The 25,144-nt window shown below is 66.4% G+C and carries 28 protein-coding genes and 1 pseudogene; 11 read left to right on the top strand and 18 right to left on the bottom strand.

Annotation, left to right across the window (positions count from 1 at the left end; all coding sequences use genetic code 11):
* The first annotated feature begins 15 nt into the window (after nucleotides 1–15).
* Both CF70_RS29360 and CF70_RS29355 read left to right on the top strand, forming a co-directional pair.
* Entirely contained in the window at nucleotides 16–1,008 is a 993-nt protein-coding gene (locus CF70_RS29360; RefSeq protein ID WP_035873671.1) for a Bug family tripartite tricarboxylate transporter substrate binding protein, read from the top strand.
* Nucleotides 1,009–1,143: 135 nt separating this feature from the next.
* Nucleotides 1,144–2,115 carry a quinone oxidoreductase family protein gene (locus tag CF70_RS29355; RefSeq protein WP_035873669.1) on the top strand — a complete coding sequence of 324 codons (972 nt, stop codon included), beginning with the start codon at nucleotides 1,144–1,146 and terminating at the stop codon, nucleotides 2,113–2,115.
* Nucleotides 2,116–2,349: 234 nt separating this feature from the next.
* On the opposite strand, the gene CF70_RS29350 is transcribed toward CF70_RS29355, so the two are convergent.
* Nucleotides 2,350–2,856, bottom strand: coding sequence for a lipocalin-like domain-containing protein (locus CF70_RS29350; protein WP_035873667.1), 507 nt, complete (start codon nucleotides 2,854–2,856; stop codon nucleotides 2,350–2,352).
* Between the two features lie 249 nt (nucleotides 2,857–3,105).
* Complete coding sequence (locus tag CF70_RS29345; protein ID WP_051649202.1) at nucleotides 3,106–4,470, bottom strand: TAXI family TRAP transporter solute-binding subunit; 1,365 nt, start codon at nucleotides 4,468–4,470, stop codon at nucleotides 3,106–3,108.
* A 333-nt stretch (nucleotides 4,471–4,803) separates the two neighbouring features.
* Between CF70_RS29345 and CF70_RS29340 the strand changes: the two genes are divergently transcribed.
* Nucleotides 4,804–5,052, top strand: coding sequence for a hypothetical protein (locus CF70_RS29340; protein ID WP_235185256.1), 249 nt, complete (start codon nucleotides 4,804–4,806; stop codon nucleotides 5,050–5,052).
* A 98-nt stretch (nucleotides 5,053–5,150) separates the two neighbouring features.
* Here CF70_RS29340 and CF70_RS29335 read toward each other — a convergent pair whose 3' ends face one another.
* A complete protein-coding gene (locus tag CF70_RS29335) occupies nucleotides 5,151–6,038 on the bottom strand; it encodes an NAD(P)-dependent oxidoreductase (protein WP_035873665.1) in 888 nt (295 codons plus the stop codon).
* Nucleotides 6,039–6,193: 155 nt separating this feature from the next.
* Between CF70_RS29335 and CF70_RS38400 the strand changes: the two genes are divergently transcribed.
* Complete coding sequence (locus CF70_RS38400) at nucleotides 6,194–6,367, top strand: hypothetical protein (protein WP_235185255.1); 174 nt, start codon at nucleotides 6,194–6,196, stop codon at nucleotides 6,365–6,367.
* Between the two features lie 206 nt (nucleotides 6,368–6,573).
* On the opposite strand, the gene CF70_RS29325 is transcribed toward CF70_RS38400, so the two are convergent.
* From CF70_RS29325 to CF70_RS29305, 4 genes are all read right to left on the bottom strand, one after another.
* Nucleotides 6,574–7,038, bottom strand: a complete 465-nt coding sequence (locus tag CF70_RS29325) for a ferritin-like domain-containing protein (protein ID WP_035873659.1) — start codon at nucleotides 7,036–7,038, stop codon at nucleotides 6,574–6,576.
* A 42-nt stretch (nucleotides 7,039–7,080) separates the two neighbouring features.
* Entirely contained in the window at nucleotides 7,081–8,157 is a 1,077-nt protein-coding gene (locus CF70_RS29320) for a methyltransferase (protein ID WP_035873658.1), read from the bottom strand.
* A 650-nt stretch (nucleotides 8,158–8,807) separates the two neighbouring features.
* The gene (locus tag CF70_RS29310) at nucleotides 8,808–9,446 is read right to left on the bottom strand and encodes a hypothetical protein (RefSeq protein WP_035873654.1); all 639 of its coding nucleotides are present in this window, start codon (nucleotides 9,444–9,446) and stop codon (nucleotides 8,808–8,810) included.
* Nucleotides 9,447–9,618: 172 nt separating this feature from the next.
* Nucleotides 9,619–10,551: a LysR family transcriptional regulator gene (locus CF70_RS29305; protein WP_035873652.1), complete on the bottom strand. Its 933-nt coding sequence runs from the start codon at nucleotides 10,549–10,551 to the stop codon at nucleotides 9,619–9,621.
* Between the two features lie 116 nt (nucleotides 10,552–10,667).
* On the opposite strand from CF70_RS29305, the gene CF70_RS29300 reads away from it, so the two are divergent.
* The 4 genes from CF70_RS29300 to CF70_RS37120 are packed head-to-tail and all read left to right on the top strand — an operon-like array spanning nucleotide 10,668 to nucleotide 14,270.
* The gene (locus CF70_RS29300; RefSeq protein WP_035873650.1) at nucleotides 10,668–11,858 is read left to right on the top strand and encodes a serine hydrolase domain-containing protein; all 1,191 of its coding nucleotides are present in this window, start codon (nucleotides 10,668–10,670) and stop codon (nucleotides 11,856–11,858) included.
* Nucleotides 11,858–12,931, top strand: coding sequence for a zinc-binding alcohol dehydrogenase family protein (locus CF70_RS29295; protein WP_235185254.1), 1,074 nt, complete (start codon nucleotides 11,858–11,860; stop codon nucleotides 12,929–12,931). Before CF70_RS29300 ends, CF70_RS29295 begins: the two co-directional genes overlap by 1 nt.
* Nucleotides 12,928–14,100, top strand: coding sequence for an MFS transporter (locus tag CF70_RS29290; protein ID WP_035873648.1), 1,173 nt, complete (start codon nucleotides 12,928–12,930; stop codon nucleotides 14,098–14,100). The genes CF70_RS29295 and CF70_RS29290 overlap by 4 nt, the downstream gene beginning before the upstream one ends.
* Nucleotides 14,101–14,126: 26 nt before the next feature.
* Entirely contained in the window at nucleotides 14,127–14,270 is a 144-nt protein-coding gene (locus tag CF70_RS37120; protein WP_200876834.1) for a hypothetical protein, read from the top strand.
* On the opposite strand, the pseudogene CF70_RS35440 reads toward CF70_RS37120, so the two are convergent.
* The 3 genes and pseudogenes from CF70_RS35440 to CF70_RS29280 all read right to left on the bottom strand — a co-directional run.
* Nucleotides 14,256–14,555: pseudogene (locus CF70_RS35440) on the bottom strand (Arm DNA-binding domain-containing protein); the annotation flags it as partial. The gene CF70_RS37120 and the pseudogene CF70_RS35440 sit on opposite strands and share 15 nt — an antisense overlap.
* A gap of 199 nt (nucleotides 14,556–14,754) precedes the next feature.
* The gene (locus CF70_RS36805) at nucleotides 14,755–14,913 is read right to left on the bottom strand and encodes a hypothetical protein (RefSeq protein ID WP_160172310.1); all 159 of its coding nucleotides are present in this window, start codon (nucleotides 14,911–14,913) and stop codon (nucleotides 14,755–14,757) included.
* 178 nt (nucleotides 14,914–15,091) lie between these two features.
* A complete protein-coding gene (locus tag CF70_RS29280; protein WP_081862413.1) occupies nucleotides 15,092–15,445 on the bottom strand; it encodes a response regulator in 354 nt (117 codons plus the stop codon).
* 260 nt (nucleotides 15,446–15,705) lie between these two features.
* Here CF70_RS29280 and CF70_RS29275 point away from each other — a divergent pair, with 260 nt between their 5' ends.
* Entirely contained in the window at nucleotides 15,706–17,127 is a 1,422-nt protein-coding gene (locus CF70_RS29275) for an MFS transporter (protein WP_035873644.1), read from the top strand.
* A 286-nt stretch (nucleotides 17,128–17,413) separates the two neighbouring features.
* On the opposite strand, the gene CF70_RS29270 is transcribed toward CF70_RS29275, so the two are convergent.
* Nucleotides 17,414–17,836 carry a PaaI family thioesterase gene (locus CF70_RS29270; protein ID WP_035873642.1) on the bottom strand — a complete coding sequence of 141 codons (423 nt, stop codon included), beginning with the start codon at nucleotides 17,834–17,836 and terminating at the stop codon, nucleotides 17,414–17,416.
* A gap of 167 nt (nucleotides 17,837–18,003) precedes the next feature.
* On the opposite strand from CF70_RS29270, the gene CF70_RS29265 reads away from it, so the two are divergent.
* Entirely contained in the window at nucleotides 18,004–18,477 is a 474-nt protein-coding gene (locus CF70_RS29265; protein ID WP_051649195.1) for a hypothetical protein, read from the top strand.
* 7 nt (nucleotides 18,478–18,484) lie between these two features.
* Here the strand turns inward: CF70_RS29265 and CF70_RS29260 are convergent, their stop codons facing one another.
* The 5 genes from CF70_RS29260 to CF70_RS36800 all read right to left on the bottom strand — a co-directional run bounded on the left by CF70_RS29260 (nucleotide 18,485) and on the right by CF70_RS36800 (nucleotide 22,549).
* On the bottom strand, nucleotides 18,485–18,844 hold the full coding sequence (locus tag CF70_RS29260) for a DUF3325 domain-containing protein (protein WP_035873639.1): 360 nt from the start codon (nucleotides 18,842–18,844) through the stop codon (nucleotides 18,485–18,487).
* Complete coding sequence (locus CF70_RS29255; RefSeq protein ID WP_035873637.1) at nucleotides 18,841–20,487, bottom strand: PepSY-associated TM helix domain-containing protein; 1,647 nt, start codon at nucleotides 20,485–20,487, stop codon at nucleotides 18,841–18,843. The genes CF70_RS29260 and CF70_RS29255 overlap by 4 nt, the downstream gene beginning before the upstream one ends.
* Complete coding sequence (locus CF70_RS29250; RefSeq protein WP_035873635.1) at nucleotides 20,484–20,774, bottom strand: DUF3649 domain-containing protein; 291 nt, start codon at nucleotides 20,772–20,774, stop codon at nucleotides 20,484–20,486. The genes CF70_RS29255 and CF70_RS29250 overlap by 4 nt, the downstream gene beginning before the upstream one ends.
* A 13-nt stretch (nucleotides 20,775–20,787) precedes the next feature.
* Nucleotides 20,788–21,543 (bottom strand): cobalt ABC transporter substrate-binding protein, encoded by a 756-nt coding sequence (locus tag CF70_RS29245; protein ID WP_035873634.1) that lies wholly within the window; start codon nucleotides 21,541–21,543, stop codon nucleotides 20,788–20,790.
* A gap of 304 nt (nucleotides 21,544–21,847) precedes the next feature.
* Entirely contained in the window at nucleotides 21,848–22,549 is a 702-nt protein-coding gene (locus CF70_RS36800) for a hypothetical protein (RefSeq protein WP_081862412.1), read from the bottom strand.
* On the opposite strand from CF70_RS36800, the gene CF70_RS36795 reads away from it, so the two are divergent.
* Nucleotides 22,521–22,697 (top strand): H-NS family nucleoid-associated regulatory protein, encoded by a 177-nt coding sequence (locus CF70_RS36795; protein ID WP_414629486.1) that lies wholly within the window; start codon nucleotides 22,521–22,523, stop codon nucleotides 22,695–22,697. The two genes, CF70_RS36800 and CF70_RS36795, sit on opposite strands and share 29 nt — an antisense overlap.
* Nucleotides 22,698–22,726: 29 nt before the next feature.
* Here CF70_RS36795 and serA read toward each other — a convergent pair whose 3' ends face one another.
* Together serA and CF70_RS29230 are read right to left on the bottom strand one after the other, a co-directional pair.
* Nucleotides 22,727–23,938: a phosphoglycerate dehydrogenase gene (gene serA, locus CF70_RS29235; protein ID WP_035873632.1), complete on the bottom strand. Its 1,212-nt coding sequence runs from the start codon at nucleotides 23,936–23,938 to the stop codon at nucleotides 22,727–22,729.
* A gap of 232 nt (nucleotides 23,939–24,170) precedes the next feature.
* Nucleotides 24,171–25,091 (bottom strand): S1C family serine protease, encoded by a 921-nt coding sequence (locus CF70_RS29230; protein WP_051649193.1) that lies wholly within the window; start codon nucleotides 25,089–25,091, stop codon nucleotides 24,171–24,173.
* Between the last annotated feature and the right edge of the window lie 53 nt (nucleotides 25,092–25,144).

The following is a 25,144-nucleotide window of genomic DNA, read 5'->3' as shown; positions in this document are numbered from 1 at the left end:
AACGAGGAGACAAGGATGAAGCAAGCAACCAAGTACCGCCAGCGCGCGACGCTTCTCGGGGTCGCCTTCGCCCTGTGCGCGGCGCCTCTGGCGGCAAACGCATGGTCGCAAAAGCCGGTCAGGGTCGTGGTGCCGGCGCCCGCCGGCGGCACGATGGACGTCGTGGCGCGGGTGCTGTCCGAGGCCATCTCGACCGAGATCGGCCAACCGGTGATCGTCGACAACAAGCCGGGCGCCGGCGGCGCCATCGGCGTGCAGGGATTGAATCTCGCGCCGCCGGATGGCCAGACGATCATGGTCATTGCAAGCAACATCCTGACCGAAATTCCGCTGGTGATGAAGACGGGCTTCGATCCGGTCAAGGACGTGAAGCCGGTGACGATGGTGGCCCGCTCCGCCATGGTGCTGGTGGCAACGCCGACGGTGCCGGCCAAGGACCTGAAAGGGTTGATCGGCTACCTCAAGACCGCCAAGGGTGGCCAGGGAAGCTATGCGTCCTACACCGCGGGAACCAGCTCGCACTACGCAGGCGCCATCTTTGCCAGCAAGTCCGGGCTGGACCTGCAGCACGTGCCCTTCCCGGGCTCGCCACCCGCGCTGCAGAATGTGATGGGCGGCCAGGTCGACATCATGTTCGACGGTGCCGTGACCTCGCTGCCCCTGATCAAGGCAGGCAAGCTCAAGGCCTTCGGCGTCGGGGCCACGACGCGGCTGGCGCAACTGCCCGATGTGCCAACGATGGCGGAGCAGGGCTTCCCCGAGATCATCGATTTCTCGAACTGGGTGGGCGTCATCGTATCGTCCAAGGTGCCCGACGACCTCGTGAACAGGATCAATGCCGTGGTCACCAAGGTAGCCTCGACGCCAAAAGTACGCGAGAAGCTGATGGGGCTCAGCTTCTCGCCGATGGTCAGCGAAAACCCCGAAGCGCTGGCCAGAATGACGCATGCCGAGTACGAGCGCAACGCGCAGATCGTCAAGGCGTACAACATCAAGTTCAACCAGTGAGCGATAGGGCCCGGCCATGCCCCGGCGGGTTGATGCATTCAGTGCCTGGCCCGGCGACGAACCCATCGCCCGACTGTCAGCGATCAACTGAGTCGGCCGCGTGGGACCTCTCGGAACATACACAGGAATACAAACATGTCAAAAGCCATTCGCTTCTATGAAACCGGCGGCCCGGAAGTGCTGAAGTTCGAGGACGTCGAGGTTGGCGAGCCCGGCCCCGGCGAGGCCCGCGTGCGCCACAGCTACATCGCGCTGAACTTCATCGATATCTATTTCCGCACCGGCCGCTACCCGCTGGCGCTGCCCAGCGGGCTGGGCTCCGACGCGGTCGGTGTGGTCGAGGCCGTGGGTTCCGGCGTGACGGACATCCGCGTGGGTGACCGCGTTGGCTACCTGATCGGGCCGCAGGGCGCTTACTCCCAGGTGCGCGTGATGCCGGCGGCGGTGCTGATCCCGCTGCCCGATGGCATCTCCGACCGCACCGCCGCCACGCTGATGATGAAGGGCATGACGGCGCAATACCTGTTCCGTCAGGTCTACCCGCTCCAGGGTGGCGAGACCATCCTCTACCACGCGGCTGCGGGTGGCGTGGGGCTGATCGCATGCCAGTGGGCGCGGGCAATGGGCGTCACCATGATCGGAACCGTGAGTACCGACGAGAAAGCCGCGATCGCCAAGGCCAACGGCTGTGCGCACACCATCGTGACCTCGCGCGAGAACATCGTGCAGCGCGTCAAGGAGATCACCGACGGCAAGGGTGTTCCGGTCGTCTATGACTCGGTGGGCAAGGACACGCTGGAAGCCTCGCTGGACTGCCTGCAGCCGCGGGGCTCGCTGATCAGCAACGGCACCTCGTCGGGAGCGGTGATCGTCGACTCCCAGATGCTGGCCGTGAAGGGATCGATCTGGTTCACGCGGCCCGCCATGATGCACTATATCCAGCCGCGCGCACACATGCTGGACATGGCCAGGGAATTGTTCGGCCACGTGCTGGCCGGCCGCATCGCGAGCGAACCCCAGCAGATCTTTGCCCTGGCCGATGCCGCCGACGCGCATCGGGCGCTCGAGTCGCGCAAGACAGTAGGGTCCACCGTCCTGGTACCCTGACAGAGGCATTGTCACGTTGCAGAAGCGATCGCCTGAGATGGCGTGATGAAGACGATATCGCTTTGTCACCGCCATCTCGGCGCTTGCATCCGCAAACGCCGCAGATCGGATTGCCCCGATCTTGACTCTTGAGGGAAGTCCTTGCAAACAGAATCGGCCTTGAACGGCCGTTCCTTATAGCTCCCCAATCCAGGCCGAACGGAACCGATCCCTGGCATTTGCCATTACGCCCGTCTATCTTGCGCGCTTCCAGGTTACCGTCGCGGAGCCGCCCCCGGACGCTTGCGCAGTCATGTATTGAAGATCGTCCCGGCTGAGCGTGACCACGGAGCGCTTCTGTTCGGTTGCATCCCAGTTTGGAAAGGTTGATTTATCGATATTGAGGGTGAGGCTCTTCCCTTGCGGATTCAAGGCGTAGGTGCCAAAGAGGGCAACGCTCTTGCCGATTACCGCCTTGTTTTCCTCCGGTGAACCAGCAGCGCGATTACCGGAGGCAAATTTTGGAAGATCCGCCCCAATGATGGTTAGCATAAACCGGCCTTGGGCATCCAGAATCATCATCCCTTTCGCGCCCGGACCGAACTGATCGATCTTCTTTCCGTCCTTATCGAGAACGGATGAGACAAGCGTCCACGTTCCGACTATGTCGTAGGCTTCCTGAGCAAACGCGCCAGTCGCCGGGAGCGCCGCGCCCAGAAATATCGCCACCATTGCAGAGCACTTCACAAGGATGCTGTTCATTCGACTCCTCCAGGGTCAGTGGATGACTCGTTCCCGGCGCCCCCGTGCCGCGGACAATGGGGAATGATTGGTCCCGCCGCCTCATGCAGGGCAGAGGCTGCGCACACGCACATAGTGCCGCCGGGTCCCTGGACGTCTGTTCGCTTGCACACGTTGGAACCGCAATTCCTGCCAGGCACAGGTAAAGGTTCGCCTCGCCTTCCCGCTTCGGCGCCGGGCCGGCTGGTTGGCCCTGCCTCGATGCGCTTGCTACGATCCGGTCAGCCTGCGCCGGACGAAGACAATATGCTCGCGCAGCACATAGAACTGGTCGGCGTAGGCGAGTGGCATCTTCATCCTGTTCACGGCCTCCTCGATCTGGTCGAGGCGCGCTGCCAGTTCGGTCTTCTCCTCGTCGGTGGGGTTCACCAGCGCGACGCGCTCGATTTCGATCAAGGCGCCGTACCAGCGATAGATGCGCGATTTGACGCGCCAGCTGTACAGCGACGGCACCAGCCGGAAGGCCGGAATCAGGATCACGATAATGGGCACCAGCACCACCAGTGCGCGGTCAAGCAGGCTCGCCAGCCAGAACGGGAGATGCCGGTAGAGGAAGCCCTTGCCCGATGCGTAGTAGCGGGTGGCATCGTCGCTCAGCGGGAACTCATGTGCGGTCGCGGAGGGAAACTGCCCGGCATTCTGCATCAGGCCGGCTTTGCCATGGACCTCGCGCGCGGCTTCGATCAGCAGGTCGGACAGCGCGGGGTGCAGGGTGTCGCGTGCCACCAGTTCCACCGTCGGGCTGATCAGGCGGATGGGATGCGCGGGCAGGTTCTTGCCGAGGTCGAACACGCCGGTGGGCAGCACCAGCTTCTGCAGGTAAAGGAAGCGCCGGGTATACGCATCGGCCTGGGCGAAATCCAGCAGCCGGATTCCTGGCGTGCGGAACAGCTTGCGCATGGTCGGGCCCGTGGCGGAATCGCCGGTGAGCATGGCCACGTCGATCTCGCCGTCGACCAGCGCTTGGGCGGCATCCTCGCCATCGTATGCGATGAGGCTGGCGCTGCCTCCTGGCTCGATGCCGTTTGCCTTGAGCAAGGCCAGGGCCAGCACGCGGGCGCCGCTGCCTTCGCGGCCGATGGCGATGCGCGACTTGCGGAAGTCTGACAGCTTGTGCATTTCCTTGCCGCGGTACAGCACGGAGATGGGGGCATAGAACATGCCGCCCAGCGAGACCAGTCCCTCCTTGTCCAACTCGCTGGAGATGCCGCTCTGCACCAGTGCCAGGTCTACCGCCTGCTTGCCGTCGGCCAGCCGCCGCACATTGTCCAGCGAGCCCTCGGAGGCCAGCACTTTCAGCGTGATCCCATTGCGCGCGAGGATCTGTGCGTACTTCTCGGCCGCGTCATGGAAGGAACTGCCCTTGGGGCCCGCGCTGATGGAGATGGTGTTCGGTGGCGCCGGCTGCACCAGCCAGACCGCCAGCCACAGCGCCGCGAGGCTGAACACAAGCGCGGGGCCAAAGGACACGGCCAGGTCGCGCCAGGAAATGGCGACGAAACGGGCGCGCAATCGGTGGATATCGGGGAGCGCAGTGATTGGTCTGGTTTTTTCTGGCGTGGGGTCGGGCGTCATCGGCACGATTGCGGAGGGGAGAGCCGCTGGATGATAGCACCCGCGCCAGGCAGCACTTTCCATGCCCGGCGGTGCCGGAGCCCGGCGTGCCGGAAAGGGCGTGCACAGGTCGATTACCGGTCACATCCACATCGCCACGAATGCAGTTGCGCCCGCAATGCCCCTGCGCACCGGGAACCGGGCCAGGCATCCCCCCGAGGCACCGGAAAACGCAAGACACTGACCCATGGGCGTACAAGCGCTGCCGCCCGGCGCACCAGTCCGGCGGGAGGCGCCTTGCCGCTCCCGATGAACTATCCTGAATATCTGCCCCGCCCCGTGAAGGAGACCGCCGTGCGCAAGTTCCTTTCCATTCTCGCCGCGCTTGTCCTGCTAGGCACAAGCAGCCTCGCGCTGGCCCACAATTGCCCGAACGAGATGAAGGCGATCGACGCCAAGCTGTCCACCAAGCCGGCGCTATCGCCGGAAGACGCCGCCAAGGTGGCCAAGCTGCGCGCCGACGGCGAGGCCTATCACAAGGCCGGCAAGCATGACGAGGCGATGAAGTCGCTTGGCGAGGCCAAGAAGATCCTTGGCATCTGACCGGGTGTGCCGTACGCGTGAAACCGAGTGCTGCAGAGTGGCATGGATGCCGCCCTGCAGCGTTTTTTTGGCGCTCCGGCCCCGGGACAGGACGCCGTTCAGTGCGTTTTCCCTGCGGGACCGCCCAGGATGGTTATCAGCTCCGGCACTGTGGGCTGCGCCCGCTCGCTGTGGCTGGCGCGCTCGTAAGTATCCCGGACCGCCTCCGCCGTCGCGCTTGCGGCGCCGAGTTCCTGCGCCATGGTGGTGTAGTAGCCCATGTCCTTGAGCGCATTGGCGATCGAGAAGCGAAAGCCCGAATTGTCCTGCGACTCGATGTAGGGGCGCAGGCGGTTCAGGATGACGCCGTCGCCGCCGCCCTTGGCGAGCACTTCCACCAACACGGCCGGGTCCACGCCGGAGCGCCCGGCACAGGCTGCGGCTTCGGCCAGCACCGCGGAGAAGCCTAGCGATACATAGTTGTGCAGCAGCTTGAGCCGGTGGCCTGAACCGGCCGGCCCGGCGTAGACGATGTTCTCGGCGAAGCAGGCCAGCAGTGGCCGGCATTCGTCGAACAGCGCGCGGTCGCCGCCGACGATCAGGTTGAGGCGGCCTTCGGCGGCTTCCTTTGGCGTGCGCGTCATGGGGGCATCGAGGAAGCGCCCGCCGGCCTCGGCCACCGCGGCGGCAATGCGCTCGGTGGAGGAGGGGATGGCGGTGGAGCAGTCGATCACCACGGCGCCCGGGCGCAGGCCGGCGATCACGCCATCCGGGCGGAACAGCACGTCTTCCACTTCCGGCGTGCCGGTGACACACAGGATCACGACCTCCACCGCACGCGCCAGCGCGGCCGGGCTGGCAGCCGTGGCGGCGCCGGCAGCCAGCAGGTTGTCCAGCGGCTGGTTGCCGGGATGGTCCAGCAGCACCATCGGATGGCCGTGCCTTGCGATATTGGTGGCGATGCCATGGCCCATCATTCCGATGCCGATCATGCCGATTGTCTTCATGCTGTCTCCGTTCTTGTGCCGGGTATTGCGGCGCGCTTGCCGGGGCCGCCGGCGCAGATGTCATTGATTTTCAGGTAGTCCCGGCGCGGAAGGCCTGACCGGCGGGGGCGCAAAAGCGCGCCGCAGCGCACGGGAGGCCGCCAAGCGCTATGACCGTGGCAGATCGTATCACCGAGTTGCCCGCAAGCCAGATCCGCAAGGGCACCTATCCCGTCGATGCGCGCCTGCCCATCGAGAAGTTCATGACCGAGCAATACGGAGCAATACGGCTTGAGCGGTACGGTGGTGCGCGTGGCCATGTGCGCCGCCATCCAGGCGCACGACCCTGACGGCGCGCGCAAGGCGGACTCATGGCATAGGAAGAATACGGTAGACCGTATCGGGCAAGCCGACCAGGGCTTCGGGGCCGGCGATGTCCGGATAGCCGCGCAGCGCCTGGCGCGGGGCTGTCTGGGCAACGTACTGCGCCGGCCGCCGGCACGCCGGTGAGGCACCGCAGGTCGGCCTGCGACTCACCGCTGGCCGACGGATGGCGTCAGGCAGGTGGCGGCGCGAAGGCCGCGGATTGGCCTGGCTTGCGCAGCATCTTGTCTACTTCGCCCGCGTGCAGTTCTTCGATCTGGATCATCTGGCGCGCGAACTCCTCCAGCGCCACCGAGCGGTCTTCCACCAGCGCCAGCAACTCGCGATACAACTTGAGGGCGGCGTTCTCCGCCTCCAGCGATTCGCGCAGCATGGCCGCGGTATCGAAGGTATGACTGTCGAGCAGCTTGCCGATGGCCAGCGACGGATAGGCGCCGAGTGTGGTGATCCATTCCCCGGCCTGCTGCGCATGCAGCAGCGATTCGTCGGCCTGCTCGCGCAGCCAGGAAACGATCGGGATGCGGCCAAAGCCGAACACCAGCAGGGAGTAATGGGTGTAGCGGACCACCCCGGCAAGCTCGGCTTCGAGGATCCGGTTGAGCACGCTTACCACCTTGTCTTTTTCCATTTCAGCCATGGCAGGTCCTTCCCGTCGTGTCGGCATTGCGATGCTGCGCCGCTATTGCCGGGTTGCGATCATCATGGAATCCGGCCCGCTGAGCGGCTCCACGCGCGCCTGCGCAAAACCCACCTGCCGGGCCCATGCGCAGCACTGCGCGCCGGTGTAATCGAAGCCGCCCGGCGTTTCGATCAGCATGTTCAGGCTCATCAGCAAACCGAAGGCATTTTGCCGGCGCGCATCGTCGATCATGGCGTCGTAGACAATCAGGCGCCCACCGGCCGGCAGTGCCGAGTAGCACTTCTCCAGCAGGTAAAGCTTCTGATCGATATCCCAGTCGTGGAGGATGTGACCCATGATCAGTACATCCGCGTGCGGGCAAGGGTCCGTGAAGAAATCGCCGGGGTAAAAGCCCAGGCGGTCCTGCAGGCCGTGCGCGGCGACATATTCCTGGAACACCGGGCCAACCGCCGGCAGGTCGAAGCCGCCGCCGCGCAGGTGCGGGTGGGCCAGCGCGATCTGCACCGGAAGCGCGCCTTGCGCGGCGCCGATGTCGATAAAGGTCTGGCATTCCGCCCATGGGAATTTGCGCGCCATGGCCTGGGCGGCGGCCAGGCTGACGCCGGTCATGGCTTGCAGGAATCCGCGCAGGGCCTGCTCGTCGCGATAGATGGCCGCGAAGAGGTCTCCCTCTTCGGCGGCCTCGCTTTGCGGGCGGCCGGAGCGCAGCGAGTCGGTGAGCGACGCCCAGCTCGGGTACAGCCGCGCATTGGCCATTTCCAGCAAGCCGCCCACGTAGGTGGGCTTGGCCTTGTCGAGGAACAGCTCGGCGTCGGGCGTGTTGCGGTAGAGATTGCCGTGCTTGCCGTCTTCGCGTTCGAGTGCATGCAACGCCACCAGCGCGTCGAGAAAATCCACCGCGCCACGCGGATGCAGGCCAAGCACGGCGCTCAGCGCCGCCGCGTCCTGCGGTGCCTTTGCCAGCTGAGTGAACACGCCAAGCTCCACCGCGCTCAGGAGGGTCTTGGCGGCCCAGAAGCCCATGCCGAGTTGCAACAGCCGGTCCGGCGTCAGGTCCGGCACTTGCCAGGGGCTGGCGGCAGTTGCGTCGCGGGCGGCATCTTTTCCGTTCTGCATAAGTCACCTCATCACCGGCACCGGCCGACATCCGGGCGCCTGGGCGTGGGGAAGGATGCTGGTAACTCTAGATGCCGGAAGAGGCGAAATCCAGCGATTCCGGCGGCCGGCGGCGATCGGGCAGGTGTGCAGGCCCAGGGTCCGGCGCTTGCCGACGCGTGCCGCACCGGGCCCGCGCAAACCGGCAAGCCCGCCGTTCGGCGGCGTCCGCCACCGCACGAAGCGCAATGTCAGCGTGAAGCCCTGGCGCGTGACGGCCGGCTGCGGATGGCTTCTTCAAGCGTATCGGCAAGCGCGCGCGTCCGGCGTTCCGCCAGTTGTTGAGCGGTGGCTTCTCGCGCCTGCGCGGGCTGTGCCGACAACGCCGGCAGCGTGCCGGTGCCTGCCTCGTTCGAGATATTTGCGCGTCGGGCTGCAGCGATATCTGCGTTCGGATTCTGGAACATAAGCGTCAGGGTCAAAGGCGGGTATTACGGTATTGCGGTACAGGCAGATCCGCATGTAGCGGGCTGGCCGCATTGTGCACCCGCGCGACGCGCGAACGATCCCCCGTGTCGGGGTAATCGCGAAAGACTATTGATTTGGCCGTGGTGTGCTAAGGGGCACTTCTTGTGCCCCCGCAAGGCCTCGCCATTGGCGGCTCGGCGCGCTCAGTCCGTGGAGCGGGGCAGAAAGCGCCAACCCGCGGGTTCCAGTGCGAAAGCGAATCCGGTGACGCGCTTTTCCGGTGCGCCGCCAACCGAAATCATGGCGTCGCAGCCAAGATTGCCGCTGTCGCGGCTCAGGCCGCAGTGGTTCAGTTGCTTGACCACCAGCGACTCGGCCATCGAAGTCAGTTCCGCGGCATGCTCGCCGGCCGGATTCTTCTTCAGTTCCGCGCGGGCGAATTCGCGCATCGCGGCGGTGGCCTGGGCGGCATCGGGCCCGTTCACGTCGGGCGTTTCACGCCGCACCAGCACCCACGGCTCGGGGTTGTCGCGAAAGGCCAGTGCGCGATAGCCGTCGCGCAGGCCAGCCCGGACGCCTACGATGCAAACGATCTCGCCGGCGCTGGCCGGCAGGCAGCCCTTGACCGCATGCGCCTTGATCGAGGCGACCAGCGAGGCCACGACCGGCGAGCGGGCGCGTTCGGCGGCGGCCGGATCGGTCTGTTCCAGTTGCTTGATGCGCTCGGCTTCGAACTGCTGGATGGCGGCGGTGACCTGGGCCGGAGTGGGGGCCGTCGGGGTTGCCAGCGCGCTGGCGCATGCCAGGGAGAGCGACAGCGACGCGAATGGAGTGAGGCGCATGAACAGGAGGAGAGGGCCTTGATTGAGAAGGCCGCGAGTTTAGCACCTGGGTTACTGGCATGAGCAGCAAGGGGCGCTTGGATCCGCCATCCGCCGTTGGTGCCGGACTTCGCGCCCTGTTCGCCTGCGCGGTGGCAGCGTGCATGGGAAGTTGGACGGACATGCGGCCCCTTTATCGGCTGACCAGGCGCCGAGGTTTTGTCCTGGTCTTGTCCAGAGAAGCCGGGAATACCCGAGCGCATAGGAAATCGACAAAGGCCCGAACCTTCGGCAAGGGATGCTTGCTGGCGGGCCAGAGCACATGGAAAACTCCCGTGCGTTCTGCGTGATCGGCCAGAACGGAAAGCAGCCGTCCATCCGCCAGTGGCTCCCTGATCGAGAACTCAGGTAGATAGGCAATGCCCAGGCCTTGCAACGCAAAGCACACGCGCGTCTCGATATTGTTGCAAATCATCGAGGTCGGCAGCGCCAGCTCAGGCTCCCCGGCAGCGCGGCGCAGCGTCCATGTCTCCAGCTTGCCGCTGTTGGGAAAGCGATAGTGCAAGCATGTGTGCTCCAGCAAATCGGCAGGCACTTTGGGCGTACCTCGCCGCGCCAGATAGTCGGGCGACGCCACCAGCATCGAACGGAAGGAGCCGAGCCTGCGGGCAGACAGGCGCGAGTCGGTTGGATCGCCGGTTCTGACCACGGCATCGAAGCCTTCCTCGATCACATCGACCAGTCGATCGGTGAAATCCAGTTCCAACTCAATCTCCGGGTACTCGCGCATGAACTCGCCGAGCACGGGCAGCACCAGTGAACTGACCAGAGGCAGGCTGACCCGCAGGCGGCCGCGCGGCGCAGCCGTCGCCTGCGACAACTCCAGTTCGGCTGCCTCGATTTCGGCCAAGATGCGGCGGCTGCGCTCCAGGAACAACGTGCCTTCGGCGGTCAGCGTGACGCTGCGTGTGCTGCGGTGAAACAGGCGCGCACCCAGTTTTTCTTCCAGCCGCGCGACGCTCTTGCCGACGGCAGAGGCCGACACCCCAAGCAGCCGACCGGCCGCGACGAAACTGCGTGTCTCAGCCACCTGCACGAACACCACGAAGCCGTTGAGGCTTTCCATTGGGCACCTTAATTACGGACATAAAGTTCCGCTCAAAAAGGAACTGTACCCTACTTTTTCTTTAATAGCAGGCCTTCTATCGTGACGGGAATGTTCATTGACTAAAGGCATTTCCCATGGTTATTCCTGCATTTCCGCTGCGCGCGGGTGTCCCGCCAGCACATCTGTCCGCCAGGATTCAGACCGCAGTCCAACAGGCGCTGGATGATCGGCGCTTGGTCGGCGCCGTGGTACTGGTAGCCCGCGGCGGCGAGCTGATCCACAGTCAGGCCGCCGGTTGGGCGGATCGTGAGAACGCTTGGGCGATGCCCGTGGATGCGGTCTTCCGCCTGGCGTCGGTGAGCAAACCCATTGTTTCGACTGCGGCGCTGGTACTCGTGGCGCAAGGTCGGCTTGGCCTCGATGACAGCATCGACCGCTGGCTACCCGAGTTCCGGCCGCGGCTGGCCGATGGCCGGTCTGTGCGGATCACGGTCCGGCAACTACTCAGCCATACGGCAGGGCTGGGCTACCGCTTCTTCGAGGCCGATGCAGATGGCCCCTATGCAAGGGCTGGTGTGTCGGACGGCATGGATGCGTCCGGCATCAGCCTGGAAGAGAGCCTGCGTCGCATCACCAGCGTCCCACTGCTGTACGAACCGGGTACGGCTTGGGGCTATTCGCTGGCAACCGACGTGCTGGGTGCCTTGATCGAGAGGGTGCATGGCGAGCCGCTGAATGCAGCGGTGCGCCAGCTCGTGACCGGCCCGCTGGGCATGAAAGATACTGGCTTTGTCGCACTTGATGCCCGGCGCGTGGCAACCGCTTACGTGAATGACGCGCCTCAGCCGCATCGGCTGCTGGAGGGTGAAACCGTTTCGTCCTTCGAGGGTGCCATCGGCATCCCCTACAGCCCTGCGCGCATCTTCGACCCGCAGGCGTTTCCTTCGGGCGGCGCGGGTATGGCTGGAACGGCCGAAGATTTCCTGCGGCTGCTGGAAGCGCTACGCCAAGGCTGCGGCGCGTTCCTGCCCAACGAACTGATCGCGGAGATGGCGCGAGATCAGACGGGTGGTCGGGAACTGCCCAATGCGCCGGGCTTTGGCTTCGGACTGGGCTTCTCGGTCTTGCGCGACCGGAAACTGGCGATATCGCCCGAGTCCGAGGGAACCTGGCGTCGGGGCGGCGCCTACGGTCATTCATGGTTCGTGGACCGGGCGCAAGGACTCAGCGTAGTCGCCTTCACCAACACCTTGTACGAGGGCATGTCCGGTCGCTTCGTCACCGACCTGCGTGATGCGGTCTATGCCGCGCTGGAGGTGCGGTGATGACGACTGCTTCTATACCTATGGCCGCCATCGCGTTTCGCCGCGGTTCCACGCTGACTGATCCAGACTGCCTGACCGACATCGACGCCGAACGCCCGGAGCCGGGACCGCACGACCTGCGCGTGGCAGTCCGCGCTGTTTCGGTCAACCCCGTGGACACCAAGATCCGGGCCGGCCTGGTCGCGGCGCCCGATGGAGTCCGCTCGCTGGGGTGGGATGCCGCTGGGGTTGTCGAGGCCATCGGCGAAGCGGTGACGCTGTTCCGGCCGGGCGAGGCGGTCTATTACGCCGGCTCCTTCGATCGCAGCGGCAGCAATGCACAGCTGCACCTGGTGGACGAACGCATCGTCGGCCGCATGCCCGAGACCTTGAGCTTTGCCGAGGCGGCGGGGCTGCCGCTAACCTCGCTGACGGCCTGGCAACTGCTGTTCGACCGTCTGGGCGTGCCGCCCGGCAAGCCGGCCGATGCCGGCAGCCTGTTGGTGCTCGGCGGCGCGGGCGGCGTCGGTTCGATGCTGACCCAATTCGCGAGGCGGCTGACCGGCCTGACGGTGATCGCCACGGCTTCGCACGCACGAAGCCGCGACTGGTGCCTCGCCATGGGCGCCCACTACGTCATCGACCACCGGCGGCCGCTGCCGTCACAGGTCGGCGCGCTGCCGGTGCCACCCGTCACACATATCGCTGCGCTGTCGCATACCGCTGACCACCTGAACGAGCTGGCAGTGCTGATCGCACCGCAGGGCCGGTTGGCCATCATTGACGATCACGACACGCTGGATGCCGTGCCGTTCAAGGCCAAGAGCGTGTCGCTGCATTGGGAGATGGTGTTCACGCGCCCGCTGTACCGCACACCGGACATGATCGCGCAGCACCGCATCCTCGACGAGGTAGCGGCGCTCGTCGACGCCGGTGTGCTGCGCTCGACTACCAGCCACGTGCTGCATCCGCTCGATGCGACACGCCTGATCGAAGCCCATCGACTGGTGGAAGGCGGTGGCGTTGCCGGCAAGGTGGTCGTGGTCCGTTCCCTGGACGACATCGCGCAACCAGCGCGGGAGGCCGGACGATGAACGCCGCAACCAATGAACGCCTGCCGCTGGCGTCGCTGCTGGCGCTGGCGATGGCCGCTTTCATCACCATCCTGACCGAAGCGCTGCCGGCCGGGCTGCTGCCGCAGATGGCGCAGGGCCTGATGGTGTCCGAGGCCTGGGTCGGCCAGACCGTCACCATTTACGCCATCGGCTCCCTGGTGGCGGCAATCCCGTTGACGGCGGCCACGCAAGGAGTGCGCCGCCGGCCCCTGCTGCTGGCGGCGATTGCCGGCTTCGTCGTCGCCAATACGGTGACGGCGCTGTCCACCCACTACGGATTGACGATGGTGGCCCGCCTCCTGGCGGGCGTGTCGGCGGGGCTGCTGTGGGCGCTGCTGGCGGGCTATGCCGCGCGCATGGTGCCTGAACACCAGAAAGGCCGGGCCATCGCCGTCGCCATGGTCGGCACGCCGTTGGCGTTGTCGCTGGGGGTGCCGGCCGGCACCTTTCTTGGCAGCTTCGCAGGCTGGCGTACCTGCTTCGGAAGCATGAGCGCTCTGGCGCTCGTGTTGATGGCCTGGGTGCGTCTGGCGGTGCCGGATTTCGCAGGCCAGGCCGCGGGCAAGCGCCTGCCATTGCGGCAAGTATTCGTCCTGCCGGGGATTCGTCCTGTGTTGCTCGTCGTGCTGACCTTCGTGCTCGCACACAACATCCTCTACACCTACATCGCGCCGTTTCTGGTCAGGGCCGGCATGGCGCAGCGCACGGATTTGGTCTTGCTGCTTTTCGGCATCACGGCACTCGTGGGCATCTGGATCATCGGCGTGCTGATCGACCGGCATTTGCGCACGTTGACGCTTGCCAGCACAGTCTTGTTCGGACTGTCGGCGCTGGTGCTGGGTGTGGCTGGCACCGAGCCGTTCGCCATCTATGCAGCGGTAGCCGCTTGGGGCTTGGCCTTCGGTGGTGCGGCGACCTTGTTCCAGACCGCGCTGGCCAAGACGGCAGGCGATGCGGCCGATGTTGCGCAGTCCATGCTGGTCACGGCATGGAACACGGCGATTGCCGGCGGCGGCCTCGCCGGTGGCGTGCTGCTGGATCGCCTCGGTGTCTCGGCTTTTACGCCCGCGCTGCTGGTGCTGCTATTGGCCACGTTCTTCGTGGCGTGGGCCGCCCAGCGCCGTGGCTTTCCGGCTGCGTTTGAGTGAGCCGCGAATCGTACAGGAGTGCTGTCATGTCCGTTTCTCCCACAGCCGGCGGCGCCCAGGCCGCTGGCGCCGTCCCGGCCACCGCCCGCATGTGGACAGCCGCGTGGATGGTCACGGCGGTCTTCATGCTGTTGAACTCGCCCACGCCGCTCTACGGGGTCGCCGCCTAGGCGCACTTGGGCCAGCCACTCCTGCGCCAGCGAGCGGGCCTGTTCGACGGTCAGTTCCCCGTACTGGCCCAAGGCGGGCTTGCGGCGTTCCCCGGCGTTCGTGCGGTACTGGAGCATGAACACCTTGCGGCCTGCCGGGGTAATCTTGCACAGGAAGCCGGGCACCAGCGTATCCCGGAGTTCGACGGCCTGCGCGTGGGGTTGTGCCGCATCGACTGCGGACTTGGTGAGCTTGATCTTCGCCGTGATGACTCCTTGGAACGGCTCGATTCCCAAGAGCCTCATAGGGACCTTCAGCGGGGAAGCCGGGTCAGGTTTCGGAAAGCACCGGCAGATGGTGAACTTGCCTAAGCTGTTGATAAACCTGCTGTATCGAGCTTTGGCGTAGTCCAGCGAAATGCGGCACTGGAGTCATCGTGAAATAAAAAAACCCGCCGGGTGGCGGGCGGGGAGGCCTTTGCGAGCCCTCCGTGTTGCGAGGGCGCTAACCGGTCTTCTTCTGGTGATGGACGATGCGGTCCCACCAGTAGTGGAAGGGATGGGCGTGTTCCGGATAGAGCAGGGATTTGTGGAAAAAGCCGGCGCGAATAATGAAAGCGTAGAGCAGGACGATTGCCCCGAGGAAGAGCATATAGGTTGTCATGGCGGCTCCTTTGCGGTGGCCATGATTCATTGTAGGCCTGTCGGGTTTGACGAGTGGCGGCGAAAGCATCAATGGCGGACCCGGCGTGCGCCCTGCGGCCGCGGGCGGCAGGCACGCAAGCGGTAAGCATTTCAAGCAGGCGGTGCGTTGTACACACAAAGGGTGTCGGCGTCGCCGGTCAGGGCGTGCACGAGTCGCACCACTTCGTCGGGTGGCAGGGCTTGGGGCAGTAGCGCACCGTGGCATTGGCAATCGCGGGTTCCGGCCTTGCGCTGGTCGAGATCACGGCAGGCGTAGCACCGAGCGCTTGCTCGCCCGGCAGCAGATTGCACAACAGTGCGCCGTCGGCGTGCGGCATGACCCGGTCGGTCACCACCACGCTGGGATGCACGCGTTGCGCGAGGGCAAAGGCGCTGAGCCCGTCGGACGCCCTTTCCACGGCATAGCCTTCTTGCTCAAGCGCGCAGGCCCGGGCGTCCGCTACGCCAGGTTCGTCGTCAACTACGAGAATGGTATGTACGCGACTCTGCACGGGATCCGCCTATGATGGAGGCGGGCTTCGAGCCTGAAGCGCGCTCAGGTGATCGGGATGCATACAAGGGCCGGGTCAGAGGGAATGCCAGAGGGAATATGAGGGGGGCGCGCCCGCATGGCCGTGCTGGTGCGTTCTCGCCATCGTGCGCGGCTACGCCTGTGGCGTCTGCGGCATCCATGTGGCACGCCGCAGCGGATTCATCGGCGGCGTGCCTGCCATCCTCTCTCACCCACGGCTCCAGGGGCCGGAAACTGCCTATGCCACTCATCGAAAGCGATATCCCGGCCCGCCTGGACCGCCTGCCGTGGTCGCGCTGGCACTGGCGGGTGGCAATCGCGCTGGGGGTGGCGTGGGTGCTGGACGGGCTGGAAGTCACGCTGGTGGGCTCGCTGGGCGGCGTGCTGGAGCGCCCGGACGGGCTGGGCCTGGATGCGTCGCAGGTGGGATGGCTTGGATCTCTGTATGTGGGCGGGGCGGTCCTGGGCGCGCTGGTGTTCGGCCGGCTCGCGGATCGCCTGGGCCGCAAGACGTTGTTCCTGGCGACGCTTGCCGTGTACATGGCCGCGACCCTGGCCACCGCTTTCTCTACCGGTTTTGTCTTCTTCGCGGTGTGCCGTTTCCTGACGGGCGTTGGCATTGGCGGAGAATACGCGGCCATCAACTCGGCGATCGACGAACTGATCCCAGCCCGCCTGCGCGGACGAGTCAATCTCGCCATCAACGGCAGCTTCTGGGTTGGCGCGGCGCTTGGTGCGGGGCTGAGCCTGATCTTGCTGGACCCGCGCGTGCTGGGCCCGGCGCTGGGCTGGCGCGCCGCGTTCCTGCTCGGCGCGCTGCTGGCGGTGGCCATCCTGATGGTGCGCCGGGATGTGCCGGAAAGTCCGCGCTGGCTGCTTTCGCATGGGCGTGGCGAGGAAGCCGGCCATATCGTCACCGCGATCGAGGCGCAGGTGACCGCGCAGTACGGAACGCTGCCACCCGCAACCGGCACGGTCACGTTTTCCCGGTGCGGCGCGGCCATGCTGGGCGAGGTTGCGCATGTGCTGTTAAAGCGCTACCGGCTGCGCAGCGCGGTGGCCCTGGCGCTGATGATTTCGCAGGCGTTTTTCTATAACGCCATCTTCTTCACCTATGCATTGGTACTGACGCGGTTTCACGGTGTGCCTGATAACCGCGTAGGGTTGTACATCTTCCCCTTCGCGCTGGGCAATGTGCTGGGTCCGCTGCTGCTGGGGCCGCTGTTCGATCACGTGGGACGGCGCCGCATGATCGGGCTTACCTACGTGCTGTCAGGCGTGGGCCTGGGGTTGACCGGATGGGCCTTCGTGCAGGGCTGGCTCGATGCGCGCAGCCAGGCGTTGTGCTGGTCTGCCGTGTTTTTCCTGGCGTCCGCCGCGGCCAGTTCTGCCTACCTGACGGTTAGCGAGGTCTTTCCGCTGGAGACGCGCGCGCTGGCCATTTCCATCTTCTATGCAGTGGGGACGGGCAGCGGGGGGGTTATCGGGCCTTTGCTGTTCGGCGCACTGATTGAAACCGGCAGTCGCGCGGCGGTGGCCGGCGGCTATGGCATTGGTGCGGCGCTGGTGATTGGCGCGGGCCTGTTCGCCTTGCGCTATGCCGTCAGCGCGGAAAAACGGCCACTGGAGGACATCGCACCACCGCTGTCCGCGCGCAAATAGTGAATGCCGCCAGCGCAAACGCCGCATCCTTGCGTGTTTTCTAAGGCCGGCATGTAAGGCGTGCATTGAAACGGGGAGATTCGCGCTGGTCCCGGCCACCCGGCGTGGCACGGTTTGCGCGCCATGCTGCATGCCGCCGCCGCGGACGGAACCGGTCGCGCTGGCTTGGCCCGAGCCTCGGTACGCGCCTCGGCAGGCGCAGCCCCTTTCTGGATGGCGCCTGAACGTCGGGTGGATTCTCTTGCGCTCGTCTCGCTGTCCCTTGCGCGGGAGTGTTTCACGTTGCCTAGGACACCGAGACCGGATCCTTCCGGCGGAATGCTGCCTGCGCGGTGGCGATCAGCCGGCCCTGGCTATCCGTGATCTCGGCGTTGGAGAAGAACACCCGCCGCCCGCCGCCCACGCGCCGGCCCACCACTAGCAGCGGTTCCACGTGCGCGGAGGAGACATAGTTGACGTTCAGCGAGATGGTCGTGGCGGCGCGGCGCACGCCGTTCTCCGGGAACAAGCCGGCGTAGCCCCCCGCCGCGTCCAGCAGCGTGGCCAGGATGCCGCCTTGTACCACGCCCGTATTGTTGACGTGCGCGGCCTGCGGCACCAGCGACATCCGTACCAGGTCCGGCTGCCACTCTTCGATGACGACATCCAGGGATTCGAGAAAGGGATTTTCCAGCGCGTAGGGCTGGCTTGCGGGGGTGTTGTCAGGCATGGCTACCGGGCCGGTGGCGATAAGTTGGAATGGCCGTAATGATAGCCCCGCATTCGTGGCTGGCATCCTTCACGGGTTCTTCGTATCATCGAAAGGCTAGGTTCGCTGCTCCCGAGTGAAGGGGAAGTAGAAACGGCGTTGCATACCCCACCCCTAAGGAGACCGCGATGCGCAGGTATCCACTGCCCCTGGCCACCATGCTGAGCGTGGCGCTTGCCGTGGCCGGGGCGCTTGGCCCGCCCGCAGTGGTGCAGGCCGCGCCCACCGCCGATGCCAGGATCGTCGTCGAGGCCACCAACGGCCAGCTCAAGGCGCTCAAGGGCAAGGTCTTCGACAAGGCCTGCAATGAATCCGTGGATTACGACGCCACCGTGATCGACCTGAACGGCGATGGCCAGCCGGAGGTGTTCACCAACCTCTACGGCACTTGCGTGGGCGGCATGGCCGGGGTCTTCATGCAGTTGTACATCAAGGATGCCAACGGACAGTGGAAGCCGCAGTTCGGCTTTCCGGGGCAGCCGGAGGCGTTGAAGTCGAAGAACCTCGGCTTTCCCGACATCGCGGTGGGCGGTCCGGGCACCTGCTTTCCGGTCTGGCGCTGGAACGGCAAGGAGTATGCGCCGTACAAGAAATGCCGGTAGCCATGGCTCAGGCCGCCACGCTCATGACCAGTAGCCCGCATCCGCCCAGCGCCCCTGTCCACAGGGCCGCGCGTACGGCGATTGCAGGCGCGTAGGAAAGCAGCAACACCAGCAGCAGCGCGCCGAGCGTCAGCGTGCCGAGCCAGGAGACGGTGCCCATCGGCCAGCCTTCGTGCCGCACGCAAGCCGCCAGGGCAAGGGCCAGCGCGGCCCAGCCCAGCCCATGCAGCCGCAGCCGCTCCGACGCGCAAGGGGAACTGCCGCGGCCATGGCGATCGGCATAGTGGCGGTCAAGCGTCTGGCTGAGCGCCGTGAAACCGCTATAGGTCAAGGCTAGCGCGGTGAAAAAGCCAAGGCTGGCGTTCATGCCACCCCCTTCGCGTCGTCGCCCTGCAGACCCGCGTCATCGGCTCGCGCCGCGCGCCGCGCGGGCGTGCGCGCCTTCGAGCGGCGGCCCAGGATATAGGCTGCCGCGCCCAGCGCGATGCCCAGCGCCAGTACCGTCAGGTCGAAGCCCGCCACGGCCGCAGGCCCCTGGCCTTGCAGCAGCGTCACGCCCAGGTGGGTATCGGTGGTGGCGGCGTTGAGCACCGGTATGGCGGCGAGCATCAGCGCGCCGCCCCACAGCTGCGCACGCCACATTCCGCGCGTTGGCCGTAACTGTGCCAGCACGGCGGCAGTGGCCCAGGCGATGAAGAAGGCATGGATCTCAGCGTCGGGGCGCTGCGCCATCGACACCGGCAGCAGCCGGTTGGCCCAGAAATAGGCGGCGAACGCGATCGGCAGGCCGGCGATGGCACCGATGTTGAGTGCATCCACCAGCCGCAGGCCGAAGCTTTGGCGCGCGCCTGCGGCAAGCGCCCTGGCCTGGCCCTGGCGCGTCTTCACGCCCCATAGCAGCGCGCCCGTGGCGACCATGGCGCAACCCGCCAGGCCGCTCAGGAAGAACAGCGCGCGTAGCAGGGGGCCAGCGAAGTGCGCCTCGTGCAGGCCCACCATCACGCCGCGGGTCTGGCTGGCGGCCGTGGGCGTATCGCCCACGGTTGCGACAAGGGCGCCCGTGACGCCATCGAAGCGCATCGACGGTTCGTCGGAGGACAGTGATTTGCCCGCGCCGCGCGATACCCTGATGGTGGCGTTGGTGTCGCCGGGCAGCGTGATATCGATCCTGCCGGGCTGCGCGCCATCCCAGTGGCGCGCGGCTTGCTCGACCAGCGGCGCGACCGGTGCCAGCGGGGCTGCCTGTCCGCTCGGCTTTGCCTGGGGCGCGCGTCCGAAGGCATCGTTGAAGAAGGCCTGCTGGCTGCCCTGGTATGCCGTCTGGATGCCCCACGGCATGTACATGAACATCAGCGTCACCAGGCCGGTGTAGGTAATCATCAGGTGAAAGGGCAGGGCCAGCACGGCCGTGGCATTGTGCGCGTCGAGCCAGGAGCGCTGGCCCTTGCGCGGCCGGAAGGTGAAGAAGTCCTGGAAGATGCGCCGGTGCGTGATGACGCCGCTGAGGATGGCGACCAGCATGAACATGGCGCAGAAGCCGACAATCCAGCGCGCCCAGATCCTTTGCATGAAATACAGGTCGAAGTGCAGGCGATAAAGGAACTCGCCGCCGCGCGTGTCGCGCACCTGTTGCAGGAAGGCGCCGGTGGCGGGGTCCAGCGTGCGGCTCTCGAAGCGTCCGCGGCCGCCCCCGATGCCGGAGGCCGCGGCGCCGGGCGGACGCATCCAGCGCACCTGCACCGCGGGGTTGCGCTCGTCCGGCAGGTCGATGAGCCAGCGCGGCGAATCGGCTGCGTTGTGCTGCAGGAATGCCACCGCGCGGCTTGCCGCTTCGGCGCTGGACACTGGCGTGGCCGCCGGGCGATGCAGCTCAGGCTGCATCCACAGCGTGATCTCGTCCTTGAAGTAACTCGCTGTGCCGGCGCAGAACACCAGCAGCAGGACCCAGCACACCAGCAGCCCGGACCAGCTGTGCAGCCATGCCATCGACTGACGCAAACCGGCCTTCACGATGCGCTCCGCAAGGCAGCCAGCAGCGCGCCAAACACGATCGCGGGCACGACCACGCCGGTCCATGCACGCAACGCGCTGCCGGCGGCGAACACCCACAGCACCGCGCACGCGTACAGCGAGAACGACAGCAGCGTGGCGGTCATCACCGCCTCGGCGGGCGGCAGCGGCAGCAGCACGGCCAGCAGGCCGGTGGCTACGGACGCCAGTACGTAACCGCCTCCGATGGCGGCCACCACGCGCGAGACAACGCTCAGGCGATAGCGGCCGGTCTGGCTCAGCCCCATGTCGGCCCCTTCCTTACTTGTTCGGCGCGGCGGCCGGTGCGGCGGCCGGTGCGGCGGCCGGTGCGGCGGGCAGCGCGGCCAGGCCATCCGTCTGCGTCAGCGACAGGGTGGTGACGTAGCTGGCGATGTCATACGGCTTGCCGTTGCGCTCGCCGGGCGTCTTGTCGACGTGGTGCACTTCCAGCACGTAGGTGCCCTGCCACGGCTGCGCCAGGCGCACGATCCCCTGGTCGTCGGTGTGCAGCTCCCGGCCCCAGCCCGACTGTACCGCCACGCCCACCTTGGCCTTCGGCAGCGGCCGGCCGGCGTAGACCACCTGGTACTCGCCGGCGCGGCCGGTCGGCACGATGTCCAGCGCGAGCCTGGGGGCCAGCGCGGCGGTGCTGCCGGCGCCGAGCAAGCGGGCCGCCGGCGTCCAGGCGGTGCGGATCACCTTGTCGCCCTCCTTGCGTTCGCGCACGGGATAGCCGGCATCCTGCGCGACGATGGACTCGCCAGCGCCGGCACGCGCCGACAGTACGAAGCCATTGGCGGCCTTGTCGGCCTTGAGCGGTTGCTCGCCCCTGGCGGTCACCAGGGTGGCGGTGGGCTGCACGAAGCGGTCAAGCAATCCCGGCGAAACCTCGCGCAGGTTCTCGTTGAACTCGCCGAAATACAGCTGGGCCGTCGCGGGCGTCTGTTCCAGCCAGACCTGATGGGCCCGGGCGGTGCCGGCAAGCGCGGCGCTGCAAAGGAGGGCGGAGGTAATGAGGCGATGCAGGCGATGCATTGGCTATGCGTCCTTTCAAGGTAAGGCGGTGCGTGGCGGCGCCGAGTTGCGCATGGTGCCCGGCCGGATACCCGGAAAGCGCCTTGCGAAAGACGCATATGATAATCGTTCTCATTTGAATTGTGTGGGTTTTGGAATAGGGCAACGGATTGCCCGGGCTGGATGCGGTACCGGGCGGCGGCGCTCCGGAGGCCGGTTTGCAGCGTCTGGAAGGGGGTCGGAGTGGGGCTTTTGGCCTGTTGGAAGTATGCTGATCTGGAGGGTTGCGGGGCCGGAGCCCGCGCTCGGCTATCATGTGCGAGCTTCAGGATGACCGGTGTGCGGCCAGCATCGCATCCTCGACCATTTTCCCGCCCCAATTACCCGCATTTATTGTGTCTTCCGCCATGCCTTCTTCAGTTCCCGCCGACGTCAGGAAAGTCGCTGCCATTGTCTGGATTCGCGTCCAGATAGAGCGTCTCGGCATCTCCATGGACGAACTTGAGGCGGCAGGTTGTTTCGACAGGGTGGTGGCGCCGGCCCCGGCCCCGGCCGCCGCGCCCGTCCCGGCCACGGTGGTGGCGGAGCCGGTGCTGCCGCCGGCGCTCTTGCCTGCCGGCCCCGTGACGGCGCCGCCGGCGGTAGCGCCGAAGCCATCGCGCAGAGTGGCAGCCCACAAACGCGGGCCGGCCCGGGATACCGCGCCCGTACAAACGCAGGCGGCAGCCGCGCCGGCGGCTATCGCCGCCGCAACGCCCGTGCCCGCGCCTGATTCAACGTCGGTGGCGATGGCGGCGGCAGATCCGGTGACGCCGCCCGTTTCCGCTTCGGCGCCGGCGCCTGCAGCGGCAGCGGCAGCGGTGCAGCTGCCATTGCCATTGCCGTTGCCGGCGCGGGTGACCATGTCCGTGCCCGCGTCGAAAGCGGGGACAATCGTGAAACGGACGCCAGTTGCGGCTCCGGCTCCGGCATCCGCTCCGGCAGCATCGGCACGCGCAATGCCGGCACCGGCGCCGGCGCCGGCCATTGCGGCTTCACAGACGCCTGCGGCCGCCCCCGCGCGCCGCTATCGCAACGCCGAGGGACAGGTCTGGGATGGCGAAGGCCCCATGCCGGCCTGGCTGCTGCGCGCGGTGAACGCGGGCCAGTCGGTGGAGCACTTCCGGGTGAGTTGACGGCAGCGGCTGGTTGCCGCTGCCGTTGTTCAGGCCTGCGGGTTGAGCAGGGTGCGGCAGCGGATAAACGCCGGTTCCGCGTCCAGCGCGGCAATCAGTTCCGGCGATGGGACCTTGTCCAGATCGGTCACCACATAGCCCATCTGCCCACTGGTTTGCAGATGCTGTGCCACGATGTTGACCCCGTCGCGCGCCAGCAGCGTGTTGAGCGCGGCAAGCGCGCCCGGCGCATTGCCGTGCACGTTGAGCAGCCGTGCCGGCGACGTCAGGGGGCCGGGGCTGACCTCGGGGAAATTCACCGCGCCGACGGTGTCGCCGGTCCGCAGGAAGGCGATCAGCTTGGTGGCGACTTCGGTGCCGATATTTTCCTGCGCCTCTTCGGTGCTGCCGCCGATATGCGGCGTCAGGATCGCGTTGGGCACGCCTTGCAGCGGGCTGGTGAAACGGTCCGCGTTGGTCTTGGGCTCCTCGGGGAACACGTCGATCGCGAGGCCGGCGATGTGGTTCGCGTCGCACGCCGCGCGCAGCGCGTCGATGTCCACCACCGTGCCGCGCGAGGCATTGATCAGGATAGCGCCACGCCGGAACTGGCCGAGCACCTCCGCATCGATCATCTTTCTGGTCTGGGCGGTGGCCGGCACATGCAGCGTCACGATGTCGGCATGCGACACCGCATCCGCCAGCGAGCGCGCCGCGCGCGCCGAACCGAGCGACAGCCTGGCCTGCACATCGTAGTACACCACGCGCATGCCCATGGCTTCGGCCAGCACGCCAACCTGCGAGCCGATATTGCCGTAGCCGATGATGGCGATGGTCTTGCCGCGTGCCTCGAACGATCCGGTCGCGCCCTTTGCCCACTTGCCGGCATGCGCCAGGGTGTTCTTCTCCGGAACGCGGCGCAGCAGCAGGATGGCTTCGGCGATCACCAGTTCGGCCACCGAGCGCGTATTCGAGAACGGTGCGTTGAACACCGGCATGCCGGCACGGGCTGCGGCGTCCAGGTCTACCTGCGAGGTTCCGATGCAGAAGCAGCCGATCGCGATGAGGTGCCTGGCGGCCTCGATTTCAGCGGCGCCCAGGTGCGTGGCCGAGCGGATGCCCAGGATCTGGTGGCCTTCGGGGGCGCGATGGAGTTCGTCGCCGGCGAGTGCGCCGGTGCGGCGTTCCACGGTGACTTGTGCTTCCTTGAAGCGCTCGACGGCGGTGTCATGGATATTTTCAAGCAGTAGTGCGGAGGTCATGGCGATTGGGTGATGACGGCGATGGCGCGGCGTGGGTGCAGCGAGGGTGCGATGAAGCGCGAGCCCGTGCCGCGGCGGCTCCGGGCTGAAAACCTGCGCAAGTGGCGGCGCGCAGGCATGCGCAATGCGAAACGTACGCGGACATGGTAACGCAGGCAGCGCAAGCCAGCCGAACACCCACATTGCCGCCAATGCCAATCCGGCAGCAGGCGGCGTGGCCCGCGCCCGCCTGCTATTTCGTGTATGAGAAGTAAAAGGGGCTTGAGGCGGAGCGCATGACGAAGCGCCCGTTGGCCTCGGTCACGCCATAGCACGCCTGCATTGCGCTGAACTTCGGGTTGGCCAGGTCCAGGCAGACCTGGTTCGCTTGCACATCGACGCGATAACGGCCCGGCGACGAGCTTCGGCTGAGGGCATTGGTGACGTCGAGGCTGCCACTTTCCCGGACTTGCATCCGGAGCGTGGCGCCGGAGGGCGCGATGACGTCGACCCGGCCAAGGTGCGTAAAGTGGCTCGCCAGCTCGGCGCCGGTCAGTTGCCTGCCCTGCGGGCCGGCAGCGGGGCGTGGCGGGGACGCCGCCGTGGTCGCCGGGGCAGCCATCGCAACGATCTCGTTCCGGTAGGACTGCTGCGCCTGGGCGGAACGCGCCGGCACCTCGGCGATCCACTGCGCGGGAATGGCGAAGTTGAGATTTTGCGCGTCGGTCCGCATCAGGTAAGTGATGCCGATGAGTTGGCCTTGCGCATTGAACAGCCCGCCGCCGCTGGAGCCGGGCGAGATCGGCGCGGTGGTCTGGAGGCGGACGACGCGGTCTCGTTCATCCTTGTTCAGGGAGGAGAGCAGGCCATCGCTGAGCGTCAGCTCATAGCCGCGCGGCGCGCCGATGGCATAGACCTTCTGCCCGACCTTGAGCGCGGACAACGGCTCGATCTTCACGGCCGGGGCGGTCAGGCCCTTGGCACGCAGGATACAGAGATCCCGCTCGGCATCGGCATGCAGCAGGCTGGCGGCATGCGTGATCTTCTCGCGCCGTATGCTGACGGACCTGCCACCCTTGAGCACATGGCAGTTGGTGACCAGTTCCTCGGGCCCGATCACGACCGAGCTGCCCATGCCGAAGCGCACGCCTTGCGCGTCGTAGACGGAAACCACCCAGATGCCTGGCGATTCCCGTTCATCAGATTAGCTCCGAGAAACCTCGCCAT

Origin of the sequence: Cupriavidus sp. SK-3 (assembly GCF_000611145.1) — a bacterium.
In the GTDB taxonomy this organism is placed as follows: Bacteria; Pseudomonadota; Gammaproteobacteria; order Burkholderiales; family Burkholderiaceae; genus Cupriavidus.
The sequence above is the reverse complement of the archived record's forward strand: the minus strand, read 5'-3'. Positions and strand labels throughout refer to the sequence as shown.

Coding starts and splice junctions, on each gene's coding strand:
- CF70_RS36805 (WP_160172310.1), bottom strand. CDS start 14,913: ATGACAACCTATATGCTCTTCCTCGGGGCAATCGTCCTGCTCTACGCT.
- CF70_RS29305 (WP_035873652.1), bottom strand. CDS start 10,551: ATGGAAAGCCTCAACGGCTTCGTGGTGTTCGTGCAGGTGGCTGAGACA.
- CF70_RS29360 (WP_035873671.1), top strand. CDS start 16: ATGAAGCAAGCAACCAAGTACCGCCAGCGCGCGACGCTTCTCGGGGTC.
- CF70_RS36795 (WP_414629486.1), top strand. CDS start 22,521: ATGCCGGCACCGGCGCCGGCGCCGGCCATTGCGGCTTCACAGACGCCT.
- CF70_RS36800 (WP_081862412.1), bottom strand. CDS start 22,549: ATGGCCGGCGCCGGCGCCGGTGCCGGCATTGCGCGTGCCGATGCTGCC.
- CF70_RS29275 (WP_035873644.1), top strand. CDS start 15,706: ATGCCACTCATCGAAAGCGATATCCCGGCCCGCCTGGACCGCCTGCCG.
- CF70_RS29260 (WP_035873639.1), bottom strand. CDS start 18,844: ATGAACGCCAGCCTTGGCTTTTTCACCGCGCTAGCCTTGACCTATAGC.
- CF70_RS29320 (WP_035873658.1), bottom strand. CDS start 8,157: ATGCAGAACGGAAAAGATGCCGCCCGCGACGCAACTGCCGCCAGCCCC.
- CF70_RS29270 (WP_035873642.1), bottom strand. CDS start 17,836: ATGCCTGACAACACCCCCGCAAGCCAGCCCTACGCGCTGGAAAATCCC.
- CF70_RS29345 (WP_051649202.1), bottom strand. CDS start 4,470: ATGACGCCCGACCCCACGCCAGAAAAAACCAGACCAATCACTGCGCTC.
- CF70_RS29295 (WP_235185254.1), top strand. CDS start 11,858: ATGACGACTGCTTCTATACCTATGGCCGCCATCGCGTTTCGCCGCGGT.
- serA (WP_035873632.1), bottom strand. CDS start 23,938: ATGACCTCCGCACTACTGCTTGAAAATATCCATGACACCGCCGTCGAG.
- CF70_RS29355 (WP_035873669.1), top strand. CDS start 1,144: ATGTCAAAAGCCATTCGCTTCTATGAAACCGGCGGCCCGGAAGTGCTG.
- CF70_RS29250 (WP_035873635.1), bottom strand. CDS start 20,774: ATGGGGCTGAGCCAGACCGGCCGCTATCGCCTGAGCGTTGTCTCGCGC.
- CF70_RS29325 (WP_035873659.1), bottom strand. CDS start 7,038: ATGGCTGAAATGGAAAAAGACAAGGTGGTAAGCGTGCTCAACCGGATC.
- CF70_RS29350 (WP_035873667.1), bottom strand. CDS start 2,856: ATGAACAGCATCCTTGTGAAGTGCTCTGCAATGGTGGCGATATTTCTG.
- CF70_RS29245 (WP_035873634.1), bottom strand. CDS start 21,543: ATGCATCGCCTGCATCGCCTCATTACCTCCGCCCTCCTTTGCAGCGCC.
- CF70_RS29290 (WP_035873648.1), top strand. CDS start 12,928: ATGAACGCCGCAACCAATGAACGCCTGCCGCTGGCGTCGCTGCTGGCG.
- CF70_RS29300 (WP_035873650.1), top strand. CDS start 10,668: ATGGTTATTCCTGCATTTCCGCTGCGCGCGGGTGTCCCGCCAGCACAT.
- CF70_RS29265 (WP_051649195.1), top strand. CDS start 18,004: ATGCGCAGGTATCCACTGCCCCTGGCCACCATGCTGAGCGTGGCGCTT.
- CF70_RS29310 (WP_035873654.1), bottom strand. CDS start 9,446: ATGCGCCTCACTCCATTCGCGTCGCTGTCGCTCTCCCTGGCATGCGCC.
- CF70_RS29335 (WP_035873665.1), bottom strand. CDS start 6,038: ATGAAGACAATCGGCATGATCGGCATCGGAATGATGGGCCATGGCATC.
- CF70_RS37120 (WP_200876834.1), top strand. CDS start 14,127: ATGTCCGTTTCTCCCACAGCCGGCGGCGCCCAGGCCGCTGGCGCCGTC.